At 67.4% G+C, this 14,131-nt stretch carries 11 protein-coding genes and 1 pseudogene; 6 read left to right on the top strand and 6 right to left on the bottom strand.

Translation table 11 applies throughout. The annotated features are described in order from the left end of the window. Positions 1 to 65: 65 nt before the first annotated feature. The gene (rsmI, locus tag IDM45_RS12045) at positions 66 to 980 is read right to left on the bottom strand and encodes a 16S rRNA (cytidine(1402)-2'-O)-methyltransferase (RefSeq protein ID WP_209423055.1); all 915 of its coding nucleotides are present in this window, start codon (positions 978 to 980) and stop codon (positions 66 to 68) included. Here rsmI and IDM45_RS12040 point away from each other — a divergent pair. The 3 genes from IDM45_RS12040 to IDM45_RS12030 all read left to right on the top strand — a co-directional run bounded on the left by IDM45_RS12040 (position 980) and on the right by IDM45_RS12030 (position 2,699). After that, positions 980 to 1,375, top strand: a complete 396-nt coding sequence (locus IDM45_RS12040; RefSeq protein WP_209423054.1) for a YraN family protein — start codon at positions 980 to 982, stop codon at positions 1,373 to 1,375. The two genes, rsmI and IDM45_RS12040, sit on opposite strands and share 1 nt — an antisense overlap. A 77-nt stretch (positions 1,376 to 1,452) precedes the next feature. Beyond that, positions 1,453 to 2,052, top strand: coding sequence for an SIS domain-containing protein (locus IDM45_RS12035; protein ID WP_209423053.1), 600 nt, complete (start codon positions 1,453 to 1,455; stop codon positions 2,050 to 2,052). After that, complete coding sequence (locus IDM45_RS12030; RefSeq protein WP_209423052.1) at positions 2,049 to 2,699, top strand: BON domain-containing protein; 651 nt, start codon at positions 2,049 to 2,051, stop codon at positions 2,697 to 2,699. Before IDM45_RS12035 ends, IDM45_RS12030 begins: the two co-directional genes overlap by 4 nt. An 89-nt stretch (positions 2,700 to 2,788) precedes the next feature. On the opposite strand, the pseudogene IDM45_RS12025 reads toward IDM45_RS12030, so the two are convergent. The 3 genes and pseudogenes from IDM45_RS12025 to IDM45_RS12015 all read right to left on the bottom strand — a co-directional run bounded on the left by IDM45_RS12025 (position 2,789) and on the right by IDM45_RS12015 (position 6,012). Continuing rightward, positions 2,789 to 3,723 (bottom strand): annotated as a pseudogene (locus IDM45_RS12025) (NAD(P)-dependent oxidoreductase). Between the two features lie 67 nt (positions 3,724 to 3,790). After that, positions 3,791 to 4,927, bottom strand: a complete 1,137-nt coding sequence (locus IDM45_RS12020; protein WP_209423051.1) for a PilT/PilU family type 4a pilus ATPase — start codon at positions 4,925 to 4,927, stop codon at positions 3,791 to 3,793. A gap of 41 nt (positions 4,928 to 4,968) precedes the next feature. Further along, positions 4,969 to 6,012 carry a type IV pilus twitching motility protein PilT gene (locus IDM45_RS12015; protein WP_209423050.1) on the bottom strand — a complete coding sequence of 348 codons (1,044 nt, stop codon included), beginning with the start codon at positions 6,010 to 6,012 and terminating at the stop codon, positions 4,969 to 4,971. Between the two features lie 56 nt (positions 6,013 to 6,068). On the opposite strand from IDM45_RS12015, the gene IDM45_RS12010 reads away from it, so the two are divergent. After that, the gene (locus IDM45_RS12010; protein WP_209423049.1) at positions 6,069 to 6,800 is read left to right on the top strand and encodes a YggS family pyridoxal phosphate-dependent enzyme; all 732 of its coding nucleotides are present in this window, start codon (positions 6,069 to 6,071) and stop codon (positions 6,798 to 6,800) included. 139 nt (positions 6,801 to 6,939) lie between these two features. Here IDM45_RS12010 and IDM45_RS12005 read toward each other — a convergent pair whose 3' ends face one another. Together IDM45_RS12005 and IDM45_RS12000 are read right to left on the bottom strand one after the other, a co-directional pair. Further along, complete coding sequence (locus tag IDM45_RS12005; RefSeq protein ID WP_209423048.1) at positions 6,940 to 8,181, bottom strand: branched-chain amino acid ABC transporter substrate-binding protein; 1,242 nt, start codon at positions 8,179 to 8,181, stop codon at positions 6,940 to 6,942. After that, positions 8,178 to 8,912: a TetR/AcrR family transcriptional regulator gene (locus tag IDM45_RS12000; RefSeq protein WP_209423047.1), complete on the bottom strand. Its 735-nt coding sequence runs from the start codon at positions 8,910 to 8,912 to the stop codon at positions 8,178 to 8,180. Before IDM45_RS12000 ends, IDM45_RS12005 begins: the two co-directional genes overlap by 4 nt. A 119-nt stretch (positions 8,913 to 9,031) precedes the next feature. Between IDM45_RS12000 and IDM45_RS11995 the strand changes: the two genes are divergently transcribed. Then, the gene (locus tag IDM45_RS11995; protein ID WP_209423046.1) at positions 9,032 to 10,642 is read left to right on the top strand and encodes an AMP-binding protein; all 1,611 of its coding nucleotides are present in this window, start codon (positions 9,032 to 9,034) and stop codon (positions 10,640 to 10,642) included. 162 nt (positions 10,643 to 10,804) lie between these two features. Beyond that, positions 10,805 to 14,098: a carboxyl transferase domain-containing protein gene (locus IDM45_RS11990; protein ID WP_209423045.1), complete on the top strand. Its 3,294-nt coding sequence runs from the start codon at positions 10,805 to 10,807 to the stop codon at positions 14,096 to 14,098. The last annotated feature ends 33 nt before the right edge of the window (positions 14,099 to 14,131 follow it).

The following is a 14,131-nucleotide window of genomic DNA, read 5'->3' as shown; positions in this document are numbered from 1 at the left end:
TTGCCCGTATTTTCTACGGTCGGATCTGCAATGGCCAATTTTCCAGATTGGACAGGGCAGAATGTTCAGCCTTCGCCCTTCATCTGTAGCGCGGCCGCATACAGTTCATTGCGCGGGACTCCAGTGAGCTGTGCGGCCAGTTTCACCGCTGCCTTGGTCGGCAGTTCCGGCAGTAGCTGGCGCAGCACGTCCAGGCCCTGTGTTCGGTCTTCCTGTGGTGCCGTGGGGTGCAGCAGCACCACGAATTCGCCGCGTGCGCGTTGCGGTGCGCCATCCAGCCAAGCAGCCAGCTCGTGCGCCCGATGGGTGCTGATCTCTTCAAATTGCTTGGTCAACTCGCGCGCCAAAGTGACGGGCCGGCAGCCCAGTGGCGCCAGTGCCTGCACCAGCTCGCGAATCCGATGGGGCGCTTCCAGCAGGATGACGCAGCGGCTTTCCTGCGCCAGGCGCTGCAATGCCGCACTGCGCTCGGCGCCCTTGGTCGGCAGGAAGCCCTCGAAGACAAAGCCTCCCTGCTGCGCTGCCGGAGCAATGGTGCCTGCCACACTCAAGGCCGTCGTCACGCTGCTGGCCCCGGGCAGGGGTATGCAGCGCAGACCCTCAGCCTGCACGGCAGCAGCCAGACGCGCGCCAGGGTCGCTCACCCCAGGGGTGCCGGCGTCGCTGACGTAGGCCACACGCTGCCCCTGCTGCAGCCGCTGCACCACCTGCTGCGCTCCCTGGACTTCATTGTGCTGGTGCAATGCCAGCAGGCTGCCGGTAGCCTTGTCGATGCCATAGGCACGCAGCAATGTCTGCGTATGGCGCGTGTCCTCGCAGGCAATGGCATCCACCAACTGCAGCACGTGCAATGCGCGCAGTGTGATGTCGGCCAGGTTGCCGATGGGCGTGGCCACCATGTACAGGGCGGCCTGCGGATAATGCTGGCCGGCAGCCGCGTCGTGTGCTGCGCTCAACGCCAGGGCAAAGGATGTGCTCAATGGGATTCCTCAACAAGGACAGGGCGGTGTCGGCCACGACTCGATCCAGGGGGCAGGCAGCAGAAGACCAGGCGTTGATCCACCTGCGGGCTGCTGGTCTGACACTGGTGGAGCGCAATTATCGGACTGCCGGTCGGGGCGGCGGCGAGATCGACCTGATCATGCGCGAGTCGGACGGCACGCTGGTCTTTGTCGAAGTGCGCAGCCGTGCGCACTCCACGCACGGAGGAGCGGGCGCCAGCATAGGTTTTGCCAAGCAGCGGCGCATCATCTTTGCGGCACGCTGCTACCTGATGCGCCTGTCCGTGCCGCCAGCATGTCGCTTTGATGCCGTGCTGGTCGAGGACGGACGGGTGCAGTGGCTGCGGGCAGCCTTCGACGCCAGCGGCGCCTGAGCAGTCGGGCGAGCGGTGCTGCGCGCCGGCAGGCGTGGCAGCGCGCACCCGAGGGCGACAGGTATGATTTGCGGCCCATGCTTGAGCAACGTATCCAACAGCACTTCATCGACAGCGCCGACCTCAAGTACCAGGCCGCGCAGACCCTGAGTCCGGCCATTGCTGCGGCGGCGCAGGCCATGGTGGCATGCATGACCAGTGGCGCGCGCGTGCTGGCTTGCGGCACCGGGCCTTGTGGTGCCTTGGCCCAGCAGTTTGCAGCGCTGTGCATCACCGGCTTCGAGCGCGACCGGCCCGAACTGGCCGCCCTGGCCATCGCGGCGGATGCCACCTGGTCGTGCGTCAGCGCCGAAGGTGGCCCCATCGATGCCCGCCTGGCGCAGCAGGTGCGCGCCTTGGGACAGGCGGGCGATGTACTGCTCATGTTCACCATCACCGGCAACGACCCGGCTCTGCTGCAAGCCGTGCAGGCGGCGCATGAGCGCGACATGACGGTGGTGGCCTGCTTTGGCCGTGATGGCGGCGCCCTGGCTGCGCAGCTGCGCGAGACGGACGTGCAGATCGGCGTCATGCACGAGCGCGCTGCCCGCGTGCGCGAAATGCAGGTCCTGGTGCTGCACTGCCTGTGCGACAGCATGGACATCTTGTTGCTTGGAGATCAGGAGATCCTGCTATGAAAATATTGCTGGTGCGTGGCCTGCTGGCTGCGCTGGCGGGCGCCGTGCTGTCCGCCTGTGTGCCGCTGGCCATAGGCGGCGCCGCCGTGATGGGCACGATGGTGGCCATCGACCGCCGCACCGCCGGCACGCAAGTGGAGGACGAAGGCATCGAGCTGCGCGCCGCCGGGCGCATACACGAGGCGTTCGGCGAGCGCGTACACGTCAACATCACCAGCTACAACCGCCAGGTGCTGCTGACCGGCGAGGTGCCTACGGCGGACGCTGGCCGACAGATCGAGCAGCTTGTGCGCGCCGTCGAAAACGTCCAGTCCGTGGTCAGCGACCTGGTTCTCATGGCGCCCTCGACGCTGGCGCAGCGCTCCAACGACACCTTCATCACCGGCAAGGTGCGCGCCAGCCTGGTCGATGCCAAGGACTTGACGGCCAGCGCATTCAAGGTAGTGACCGAGCGCAGCGTGGTCTATCTGATGGGCCGCGTCACGCAGCGCGAGGCCACGCGCGCCGCCGAGATTGCGCGCGGCGTCAACGGCGTGCGCAAGGTGGTGCGTGTTTTCGAGCTGGTCACGGAAGAAGAGCTGAGCCGCCAGATGGCAGCGCCGGCCATCCAGGATCCGGCAGCCGCCCAGACACCGGCCAAGCCCTGAGCGGCTCTCTTGACCATGCGTCGTGCGGTTGGCGTGCTTCCCGCCGAACCCTCAACGCATGACGCACAAACGTTGAACAAGCCCCAGGCTCAGGAGCCGTCTTTTTTCGGCACCAGGCGGGTGATCAGGCTGGACGTGTCCCAGCGCCCGCCGCCGGCGCCTTGCACGTCGGCATAGAACTGATCGACCAGCGCCGTCACCGGCACGCGTGCGCCATTGCGCCGGGCCTCGTCGAGCACCAGGCCCAAGTCCTTGCGCATCCAGTCCACGGCAAAGCCGAAATCGAAGCGCCCTTCGACCATGGTCTTGCCGCGATTGTCGAGCTGCCAGCTCTGCGCCGCGCCCTTGCCGATCACGTCCAGCACCAGCGGCATGTCCAGGCCGGCCTGCTGGCCGAAGGCGATGGCCTCGGACAGGCTTTGCACCAGGCCAGCGATGCAGATCTGGTTGACCATCTTGGCCAGCTGTCCGGCCCCGCTGCTGCCCACCAGCGTGACGGCGCGGGCGAAGGCCAGCGCCACCGGGCGCACGGCATCGAAGGTGGCCTGGTCGCCGCCGCACATCACCGTGAGCTGGCCGTTCTGTGCGCCCGATTGCCCGCCCGACACCGGCGCGTCCAGGAACTGCAGGCCACGCTGCGCCGCCAGGGCGTACAGCTCGCGCGCCACTGCCGCCGAGGCGGTGGTGTGATCGACGAAGATGGCGCCCGGCTTCATGCCGGCAAAAGCGCCCTCCGGCCCCAGTACCACGCTGCGCAGGTCGTCGTCGTTGCCGACGCAGCAAAACACGATGTCGGCATCGCGCACCGTCTCGCGCGGCGTATGGGTATGGTTTTGGTCTGCAGCCGGCGTGAATTCAGCGCACCAAGCTATCTTTTTGATAGCGTTTCGGTTGTACACCGCAACCGTGTGGCCAGCGCGCGCCAGATGGCCGGCCATGGGATGGCCCATGACCCCAGGCCCAGGAAGGCGACGCGGCGGGAGGGCGTGGCTGCATAGTCGCGGGGATTGATGCTGCTGGTCATGCGGACGGGGTTCCTTGAAAGAGGGACGAGGCGTTCTTGCCGCCTGCAGGGAGGGAGGCTGGCAGTTTCAGACGATGGTCAGGTGTTCGGTGCCGGCGGCCAGGTCGGTGGTCTTGAGGCGTCGGCTGTTGAGCTTGATCTGCAGCCGCAGGTCGTTGACCGAGTCGGCATTGCGCAGGGCATCCTCGTAGCTGATGACGCCTGCCTCGAACAGGTCGAACAGCGATTGGTCGAAGGTCTGCATCCCGAGGTTGCGGCTTTTCTTCATGATTTCCTTGATCTCGGTGACCTCGTTTTTGAAGATCAGGTCGGCGATCAAGGGGGTGTTCAGCATGATCTCCACGGCGGCCGCACGGCCCTTGCCGTTTTGGTGCGGGATCAGTCGCTGCGAGATCATGGCGCGCAGGTTCAGCGACAAATCCATCAACAGCTGCTCGCGCCGCTCCTCGGGAAAGAAGTTGACGATGCGATCGAGCGCCTGGTTGGCGCTGTTGGCGTGCAGCGTGGCCAGGCACAGGTGGCCGGTCTCGGCGAACACCACGGCGTGCTCCATGGTCTCGCGGTCGCGGATCTCGCCCATCAATATCACGTCGGGCGCCTGGCGCAGGGTATTTTTCAGCGCCACCTCCCAGCTGTCCGTGTCCAGGCCGATTTCGCGCTGGGTCACCACGCAGTTCTTGTGCGGATGCACGAATTCCACCGGGTCTTCCACGGTGATGATGTGGCCGTAGGTGTTCTCGTTGCGCCAGTCCAGCATGGCCGCCAGCGTGGTGGACTTGCCCGAGCCGGTGGCACCCACCAGGATGCACAGGCCGCGCTTGGTCATGACGATTTCCTTGAGCACCTGCGGCATCCCCAGGCCGTCGATGGAGGGCGGGCGCGTCGGGATGGAGCGCATGACCATGCCCACCCGGCCCTGCTGCACAAAGGTGTTGACGCGAAAACGCCCGATGCCCGCCGGCGAGATGGCGAAGTTGCACTCCTTGGTGCGCTCGAAGTCCGCCACCTGGCGGTCGCTCATGATGGAGCGCGCCAGCGCCAGCGTGTGGCCGGGCGTGAGCGGCTGCGGCGAGACCTTGGTGATCTTGCCGTCCACCTTGATGGCCGGCGGGAATTCGGCCGTGATGAACAGGTCGCTGCCCCCCCGGCTGACCATCAGCTTGAGCAGATCGTTGATGAATTTACTGGCCTGATCGCGTTCCATGTCCGTGCTTTCGTATTGCCGTGTAGCCGTGCAACCCGGCTTCAGCCCGGGAAGTTCTCCGGGATCTTGGCCTTGCTGCGGGCCTCTGCCGGGCTGATGATGTTGCGCCGCACCAGATCCGTGAGGTTCTGATCCAGCGTCTGCATCCCCAGGCTGTTGCCGGTCTGGATGGCCGAGTACATCTGCGCCACCTTGGCCTCGCGGATCAGGTTGCGGATGGCACTGGTGCCCAGCATGATCTCGTGCGCCGCCACGCGGCCCTGGCCGTCCTTGGTCTTGCACAGGGTCTGCGAAATCACCGCCTGCAGCGACTCCGACAGCATGGCGCGCACCATCTCCTTTTCCTCGGACGGGAAGACATCGATGATGCGGTCGATGGTCTTGGCGGCGCTGGACGTGTGCAGCGTGCCGAACACCAGGTGGCCGGTCTCGGCGGCGGTCATGGCCAGGCGGATGGTCTCCAGGTCGCGCATTTCGCCCACCAGGATGGCGTCCGGGTCTTCGCGCAGGGCGGACTTGAGGGCGGCGGCGAACGACAGCGTCATCGGCCCGACCTCGCGCTGGTTGATCAGCGACTTCTTGGACTCGTGGACGAACTCGATCGGGTCTTCCACCGTCAGGATGTGGCCGTAGGAGCTTTCGTTGAGGTAGTTGACCATGGCTGCCAGCGTGGTGGACTTGCCCGAGCCGGTCGGCCCGGTGACCAGCACCAGGCCGCGCGGCTTGAGCGACAGGTCGGCGAAGATCTTCGGGGCGTTGAGCTGCTCCAGCGTCAAAATCTTGCTGGGAATGGTTCGGAACACCGCCGCCGCGCCCCGGTACTGGTTGAAGGCGTTGACGCGAAAGCGCGCCAGGCCGTCGATCTCGAAGGAGAAATCAACCTCCAGGAACTCCTCGTAGGCCTTGCGCTGGGTGTCGGTCATGATGTCGTACACCATGGCATGGACGGTCTTGTGATCCAGGGGCTCGACGTTGATGCGGCGCACATCGCCATGCACGCGGATCATGGGCGGCAGTCCGGCGGACAGGTGCAGGTCGGAAGCCTTGTTCTTGACGCTGAAGGCGAGCAACTGGGTGATGTCCACGAAAATTCCCTCGGGTGGATTGCTTTTTGAAACGTCGAAAGGTCTGATCAAACATTATGGCGACGATAGCCGAGCAACTGGCGCAGGTGCGTGCGCGCATCGACAAGGCCTGCGGCCGCGCCGACCGCGCCCCGGGCTGCGTGGCCCTGATGGCCGTGTCCAAGACTTTCGGCGCGCAGGCCGTGCTGGCTGCCGCGCAGGCTGGCCAGCGCAGCTTCGGCGAGAACTACCTCCAGGAGGCAGTGGACAAGATGGCCGCCGTGCAGACGCTGGCGCCGGCGCTGGCCGGGCAGCTCGTCTGGCATTGCATCGGCCCCATCCAGAGCAACAAGACGCGCCTGGTGGCCGAGCACTTTTCCTGGGCCCACACCATCGACCGGCTGAAGATCGCCCAGCGCCTGTCGGATCAGCGCCCGCAGGACATGCTGCCCCTCAATGTCTGCATCCAGGTCAACGTCGATGGCGGCGCCAACAAGTCCGGCGTGCCGCCCGAACAGGCGCTGGAGCTGGCGCGCGCCGTGGCGCAGCTGCCGCGCCTGGTGCTGCGTGGCGTCATGGCCATCCCCGAGCCGGCGCCGGATTTCGCTGCGCAGCTGGCCGTGCATCAGCGCGTGCGCGCGGTGTTCGACGCCATCGCCGCCTCAGGCCCCCAGGGACTGGAGCACTTCGACACCCTCTCGCTGGGCATGACGGGCGATCTGGAGGCGGCGATTGCCGCCGGCAGCACCCTGGTGCGCGTGGGCAGCGGCATCTTTGGTGCGCGTCCTCCTCAGGCCGCCGCGACCTGAGAGTGCGCTCACGACCTTGGTGACACCTTTAAGGTCTGCAGACAGCGGCCCTTTGCATCTTGCACACAACGCATGGCGCACAACTTCCAAGACCGTGAATACGGCTCTGAGCCGGCGCCTCCGGGACGGGGTTGACCGGTCAGGGGCGCTTCATCTTGCACTCGGTGCCTTGAGCCAGCTCGTTGCCCGAATAGGCGGCGTCGGTGCGGAAGCCGTAACGAGTACCTTCCCAGCCGAGCTTGACAGCCTTGCCGTCGACTGGAGCGATGGTGTTGACGACCTGCGGCAGCAGTAGCTGGTGATCTTCGCCACGCATACGCAGCGGCCCCAGTGTGGTTTCGACCGTGAGGTCTTCCAGCGCACGGGCAATTTTTACCGGATCGGTGGATTGCGCCTTGCTGATGGCCGCTGCCAGAAAGCGGGGTGTCAGGTCGATGCGCGGCGCCAGGAAGTCCTTGCCGGTCTTGGCCTTGTAGGCCGTAGCCAAGGCATCCACCTTGGGAGCGTCGGCCTGGCCGGGATGCCATTCAGCCACCCAGGTCAGCTGGCCCATCCCCGCCTGGGAGACGGCCAGCACAGTGCCGGGCACAGAGCCGGCGCTGTGGTTGAAGTAGCGCAGGTCATGCCCGGCCTCGCCGGCTGCCTTGAGCAGCAGTGTCATGTCCTGCCCCCAGTTTCCGGTGATCACGGAGTTGGCTCCCGAGCCCTTGATCTTGGAGACGTAGGGCGCAAAGTCCTTGACGCGCCCGATGGGGTGCAGCGTCTCGCCGGTGAACTGGATGTCGGGGCGCGCCAGAGTCACGAGTTCGCGGCCATAGTGCGCCCACTGCTTGCCGTGCGCATAGTCCTGGTTCAGCAGATACATCTTCTGGATGTCGCTCTGGCCCTTGATGTAGTTGGCGATGGCTTTCATCTTCATGGCCGTGTTGGCCTCGAACTGGAAGTGCCAAAAGCTGCACGCCTTGCCGGTCAGCTCAGGATCGATGGAGGAATGGTTCAGCACCAGTACCTCCTTGCCCGGGTTGCGCTGGTTGTGGCGGGTGGCGGCCTGCACCAGCGCCGTGACCACCGACGAGCCTGAGCCGCCCGTCACGATGGCCCGGGCGCCTTGGTCGATGGCCGCTTGCAAAGCACTTTGGCTCTCCTGCGCCGACAGCTTGCTGTCGAATTGCAGCAGCTGCAGCTGCGTGCCCTTCCACAGGCCGCCTTTGGCGTTGATGTCCTCGATCGCATATTGGGTGTGCGTCAGCATCAACTCTCCGACGTTGGCGAATGGCCCGGAGAGGGGATCGATGTAGGCGATCTTGAAAGTTTCCTGGGCGTGGGTGCTGATGGCGCACAGGGCGAGAGCGGCGGCCAGGGGGAGCAGGCGTGGAGTCATGAGGCACTTTCTTCAGGTGGATTGGGGGCAGACAGGGGAGGCGGTGCTGGCTTGCGGCGCACCTTGCGCAGGCCCAGGACGCGCCAGGCCAGCTCGGACAGTTCGCGCACCACTTCGGCGGGCGCCAAGCGCCCATCGGGGCGATACCAGTGATAGAGAAAGCCCGGCAGGCTGCAGGCGGCCATGGCTGTCAGGCGGGTTTCCTTGAAGTCCAGCATTCCGTCCTCGCGGGCCTGCTCCATCAGCGCGCACATGCGGTCATAGAAGTGGTTGGCCAGCTTCTTTTGCATGGCTAGGAATTCGGGCCGGAACACCTGCGGCTCGCGATATGGGAAAAAGGCCGCCGGGTGATGCTCGATAGTGGCGCGAATCAGCCGCTCGACGCCCTCGGTGACCTTGAGATGCGCCGGGCGCGTGTCGTCCTCGGGGAAGTCCATGGCAGTGAAGCAGGCCACGGCTGGACGCCAGCACAGCGTCTCGAAGATTTCCTGCTTGTTGCGGAAGTAGTAATAGACATAGGGCTTGCTCACCCCGAGCGCCTGGACGATCTGCTCCATGGTCGTGAGGGCGTAGCCTTGGGCATCGAACAAAGTCTCTGCTGCCGCCAGGATGCGCTCACGCTTTTCGTCAGTGGCAGCAGTGCTGGCGCGCTGCCGGCCCCGTGCCTGCACCGGGGACTTTTCCCAGAAGGGAGCAGTTCTCGAAATGCTTGTCGCTTTTGTTCTACCCATCAGTAGTATTTTTCTACCAATCGGTATACATTGGCAATACGGTGCCTGGCCGCTGTCCTCATGGCAAACCCTCGGAAGGCGCCGCGAAACAACGATTTCTGACATACAGGAGACAGTTCATGGATCGCACTGCAGATCGCCAGCCCTTGCACGAACACCTGCGCCGCCACGCCCGCGCGACCCCCGGGGGCACTGCCATCGACTGGTACGGCCACAGCATCAGCTGGGCCGAGCTGGACGCCACCAGCGATGCCTTTGCCGCGCGGCTGCAGGCGCTGGGTGTGCAAAAGGGCGAGCCGGTGGTGCTGTTCCTGAACAACTGCCCGCAATACCTGGTGGCGCACTACGGCATCCAGAAGATCGGCGCCATCGTCTGCCCCAGCGGCCCGCTGAACAAGGAGCACGAGCTGGCCTACCAGGTGGGCGACCTGAAGGCGCGCGTCATCGTGGCCGCTGCCGACTTGCTGCCGGTGGTGGACAAGGTGCGCCCAGGCAGCCAGCTCGAGCACGTCTTCGTCGTGCATTACGCCGACCTGCTGCCCGGGCAGCCCACCATTGACCCGCCTGCCGAACTCGTGGCCGCACGCCAGGCGCCGCGCCAGGTGCCCGCCGACTGCGAGGACTTCCTGACCGTGATGCGCGCCGCTGCGCGCCCCGCGCCGGTCGAGCTGAGCCTGGACGACGTGGCCTTGATGACCTACACCAGCGGCACCACCGGCCTGCCCAAGGGCGCGATGCTCAGCTATGGCAACGCCCTGTTCAAGACCGAGGTCACGGCACAGACAGCGCAGATCGGCGCGCAGGACATAGCGTTGTCGGTGGCGCCGCTGTACCACATCGCCGGGATGCTGATGGGCGTGAACGTGCCGGTGCTGGCGGGCGCCCGGCAGGTGCTGCTGTTTCGCTTCGACCCGGTGGCGGTGCTGCAGGCCATCGACCGCCACAAGGTCACGCACTGGTACTCGATTGCGCCGATGAACTTCGCCTGTATGCAGGTGCCCCAGCCCGAGCGCTTCGACCTGACGAGCCTGCGGCGCAACCCGGTCACCAGCTTCGGCATCACTCTGACCGAGCCGCTGGCACAGAAATGGCAGGCCTTCACCGGCGGGCCGTGCATCAGCTGCGAGGCAGCCTACGGCCTGTCCGAGACGCACACCATGGACACCGGGATGCCGTTCGATGCCATCCGCTGGGGCACGCACGGCAAGCCCATGCCGGGCGTGGCCATCCGCATCATCGACCCGGCCACCGGCGCCGAGCTGCCGGTGGGCGAGATGGGCGAGATCACCCTGCTGTCGCCGGGCAACTTCAAGGGCTACTGGAATAAGCCCGAGGCCACGGCGGCCACGCTCAAGGACGGCTGGGTACACACCGGCGACATGGGCCGCATGGATGCCGACGGCTATCTGACCTTCACCGGGCGCTTCAAGGAAATGATCAAGGTCTCGGGCTACAGCGTCTTCCCCGAGGAGGTCGAGGCCATCCTGAACAAGCATCCCGCCGTGGCGCAATCGGCGGTGATCGGCGTGCCCGACGCGGCCAAGGGCGAGGTCGTGCGCGCCTTCATCGTGCCGCGCCCCGGGCAATCGGTGCAGGAGGCCGACTTCATCGCCTGGTGCCGCGAGCACATGGCGCCCTACAAGGCGCCGCGCGAGGTGCGCGTGATCGACGCCCTGCCGGCCACTGGCGCCGGCAAGGTGCTGCGGCGGCTGCTCAAGGACGCGGCCTGATTCTTCCCTCCCTCTCCCGCGAGGGAGCGGGCGGAGGTGAGCTGCGGGCGCACGAGCAGTCAGCCTTCCAGCTCCCTCTCACCCTGGGGGAGAGGGAGAAGCGGCCGCGAGCCGGCTCCAAGCAAGCGCATGCAGCTATCAAATTTGAATAAGTCGCCGAATATGTTCGAGAAAGTCCTGATCGCCAACCGCGGAGAGATTTCCATCCGCATCGCCCGCGCCCTGCAGGAGCTGGGCGTCGCCAGTCTGGCCGTCTTCGCCGAGGACGACGCCCACGCCCCGCACGTGCAGGCCGCCGATGCCGCCGTGGCCCTGGCTGCCAGCGGCCCGGCGGCCTACTTGGATGGCGCACAGCTCATCGCCATCGCCCGCGCGCACGGCTGCGATGCCATCCATCCCGGCTACGGTTTTCTGAGCGAGCGCGCCGACTTCGCCCAGGCCTGCGCTGACGCCGGCCTGCGCTTCATCGGCCCGACGCCGGCGCAGCTGGCGCTGTTCGGCGACAAGGCGCGCTCGCGCGAGTTGGCGCAGCAGCAGGGCGTGCCTGTCATGCCCGGCAGCGCCAGCGCGGTCAGCCTGGAGCAGGCGCGTGAATTCTTCAGCGCCCAGGGCGGCGCCGGCGTCATGCTCAAGGCCGTGGGCGGCGGCGGCGGGCGCGGGATGCGCGCCGTGCGCAGCCTGGCCGAGCTGGAGGACGCCTACGCGCGCTGCCAGCGCGAGGCGCGCGCCGCCTTCGGCGTCGAGGGCGTCTATGTCGAGCGCCTGATGGAAGGCGCGCGCCATATCGAAGTGCAGGTGCTGGCCGACGGCCACGAGGCCATCGCCCTGGGCGAGCGCGAATGCACGCTGCAGCGGCGCTTCCAGAAGCTGGTGGAGATTGCGCCCAGCCCTTCGCTCACGCCGGCGCTGCGCGCGCAACTGCAGGGCGCTGCGCTGACCCTGGCGCGCGCCGTGGCCTACGAAGGCCTGGGCACCTTCGAGTTCCTGGTGGACTTGCGCAGCGAGGACTTGCCCTTCGTCTTCATCGAGACCAACGCCCGGCTGCAGGTCGAGCACACCATCACCGAGGAGGTCACCGGCATCGACCTGGTGCAGGCCCAAGTGCGCCTGGCCGCCGGCGCCCGGCTGGCTCAGCTGGGGTTGGACGCCGCTGCCCCGCCCCCCGTGCGCGGCTGCGCCATCCAGTGGCGCATCAACGCCGAGACGCTGGATGCCCAGGGCAACGCCGTGCCCGGCAGTGGCCGGCTGGCGCGCTTCGACCTGCCCGGCGGCCCCGGCGTGCGTGTCGATAGCCACGGCCAGGCCGGCAGCGCGCCCTCGCCGCACTACGACACGCTGCTGGCCAAGCTGATCGTGACCGCCCCGGATGGCTTCGAGGCGGCGCTGCGCCGCTCGCAGCGCGCGCTGGCCGAGTTCTATATCGACGGCCTGGCGACCAATCTGGCGCTGCTGCGCGCGCTGGCCGAGCGGCCCGAGATGCGCAGCCAGCAAGTCCATACGCGCTGGCTGGAAGGTGTGCTGCCGCAGTTGCTGGAAGAAGCAAAAACCATAGCTGTCAGCGCTTGTCCAGCAAGGCTTGAGGGCCAAAATCATACAAATTCTCCTGCTGTTGCCGGGGATGCTCCGCCAGCCCCTGCAGGCGCCCTGTGCGCCCCTATGTCGGCGCGCCTGGTGCAGTGCAGCGTGGCCGAGGGCGAGTGGGTCGCCGCCGGCGCCGAGCTGGCCCTGCTCGAAGCCATGAAGATGGAGCACGTGCTGGCTGCGCCGCACGCGGGCCGCCTGCGCCAGTGGCTGGTGGCGCCGGGCGCGCAACTGGCGCCAGGGCAGGCCATCGTGCTGCTCGACGCCGCCGGCGACCAGCAGGGCGAGGCCGCCAGCGGCCCGGCCACGCAGCACGACCCGGAGCACATCCGCGCCGACCTGCAGCGCGTCATCGAGCGCCATGCGCACACGCTGGACGCCGCCCGGCCCGAGGCCATGGCGCGCCGCCACGCACGCGGCAGCCGCAGCGCACGCGAGAACATCGCCGACCTGTGCGACGCCGGCAGCTTCATCGAATACGGCCAGCTGGCCGTGGCCGCGCAGACGCGCCGGCGCAGCATGGAAGACCTGATCGCCAACACGCCCGCCGACGGCATGGTCACCGGCATCGGCAGCGTCAACGGCGCGCACTGCGAGAACGAGGAACGCGCCCGCACCGTGGTCATGGCCTACGACGCCACGGTGCTGGCCGGCACCCAGGGGATGCGCAACCACGCCAAGACCGACCGGATGCTGGGCCTGGCGCTGGATCAGCAGCTGCCCGTGGTGCTGCTGGCCGAGGGCGGCGGCGGTCGGCCCGGCGACACCGACATGGCCATCGTCGCCGGCCTGCACGTACACACCTTTGCCGCCTACGCCGCCCTGTCCGGCCAGGTGCCGGTGGTTGGCATCGCGCACGGACGCTGCTTTGCCGGCAATGCGGCGCTGCTGGGCTGCTCGGACGTCATCATCGCCACGCGCGCGAGCAACATCGGCATGGGCGGCCCGGCCATGATCGAGGGCGGCGGCCTGGGCGTGTTTGCGCCCGAGGACATCGGCCCGAGCGGCGTGCAGCACGCCAGCGGCGTGATCGACGTGCTGGTGCAGGATGAGCGCGAGGCCGTGGCGGCGGCGCGGCACTATCTGTCGTTCTTCCAGGGCCGGGCGCGCCAGTGGAGCGCGCCCGATCAGCGCCTGCTGCGCGCCGTGGTGCCGGAAAACCGCCTGCGCGTCTATGACACCCGCGCTGCCATGACGGGTCTGGTGGACGAGGGCAGCCTCTTGCCGCTGCGCACCGGCTTTGGCGTCGGCATCCACACGGCCCTGGCGCGCATCGAGGGCCGGCCAGTGGGCCTGCTGGCCAGCAACCCGGCGCACCTGGGCGGCGCCATCGACGCGCCGGCGGCCGACAAGGCGGCGCGCTTCATGCAGTTGTGCAACGCCCACGGACTGCCCATCGTCAGCCTGATCGACACGCCCGGCTTCATGGTCGGGCCGGATGTCGAGCGCACCGCCCAGGTGCGCCACGTCAGCCGCCTGTTCGTCACCGCCGCCAGCCTGCGCGTGCCGTTTTTTGCCGTGGTGCTGCGCAAGGCCTATGGCCTGGGGGCCATGGGCATGGCGGCGGGCGGGCTGCACGCGCCGGTGTTCACCGTCTCCTGGCCGACGGGCGAGTTCGGCGCCATGGGGCTGGAAGGGGCGGTGCGCCTGGGCTTTCGCAAGGAGTTGGAGGCCGTGGCCGAGGGGGCCGAGCGCGATGCGCTGTTCCAGCAGCTGCTGGCGCGCCAGTACGCCCACGGCGAGGCCATGCACATGGCCAGCACGCTGGAGATCGACGCCGTGATCGACCCGCTTGAGACCCGCGCCTGGCTCGCGCGCGGCCTGGCCTCGGCGCAGCTGCGCGAAGGCCGCGCGCGCTTCGTGGATACCTGGTAGGCCGGTGGTAAGCTGCCCCGCCCTGGGGCCGCG

The organism is Melaminivora jejuensis (assembly GCF_017811175.1).
GTDB classification, from domain to species: Bacteria; Pseudomonadota; Gammaproteobacteria; order Burkholderiales; family Burkholderiaceae_C; genus Melaminivora; species Melaminivora jejuensis.
Note: the sequence above shows the minus strand (reverse complement) of the source record. Positions and strands in the feature narration are given on the sequence as shown.

Excerpts from the sequence above, each read along its gene's own strand:
- IDM45_RS11990 (WP_209423045.1), top strand. The coding sequence starts at position 10,805 with ATGTTCGAGAAAGTCCTGATCGCCAACCGCGGAGAGATTTCCATCCGC.
- IDM45_RS12010 (WP_209423049.1), top strand. The coding sequence starts at position 6,069 with ATGGCGACGATAGCCGAGCAACTGGCGCAGGTGCGTGCGCGCATCGAC.
- IDM45_RS12040 (WP_209423054.1), top strand. The coding sequence starts at position 980 with ATGGGATTCCTCAACAAGGACAGGGCGGTGTCGGCCACGACTCGATCC.
- IDM45_RS12005 (WP_209423048.1), bottom strand. The coding sequence starts at position 8,181 with ATGACTCCACGCCTGCTCCCCCTGGCCGCCGCTCTCGCCCTGTGCGCC.
- IDM45_RS12030 (WP_209423052.1), top strand. The coding sequence starts at position 2,049 with ATGAAAATATTGCTGGTGCGTGGCCTGCTGGCTGCGCTGGCGGGCGCC.
- IDM45_RS11995 (WP_209423046.1), top strand. The coding sequence starts at position 9,032 with ATGGATCGCACTGCAGATCGCCAGCCCTTGCACGAACACCTGCGCCGC.
- IDM45_RS12000 (WP_209423047.1), bottom strand. The coding sequence starts at position 8,912 with ATGGGTAGAACAAAAGCGACAAGCATTTCGAGAACTGCTCCCTTCTGG.
- IDM45_RS12035 (WP_209423053.1), top strand. The coding sequence starts at position 1,453 with ATGCTTGAGCAACGTATCCAACAGCACTTCATCGACAGCGCCGACCTC.
- IDM45_RS12020 (WP_209423051.1), bottom strand. The coding sequence starts at position 4,927 with ATGGAACGCGATCAGGCCAGTAAATTCATCAACGATCTGCTCAAGCTG.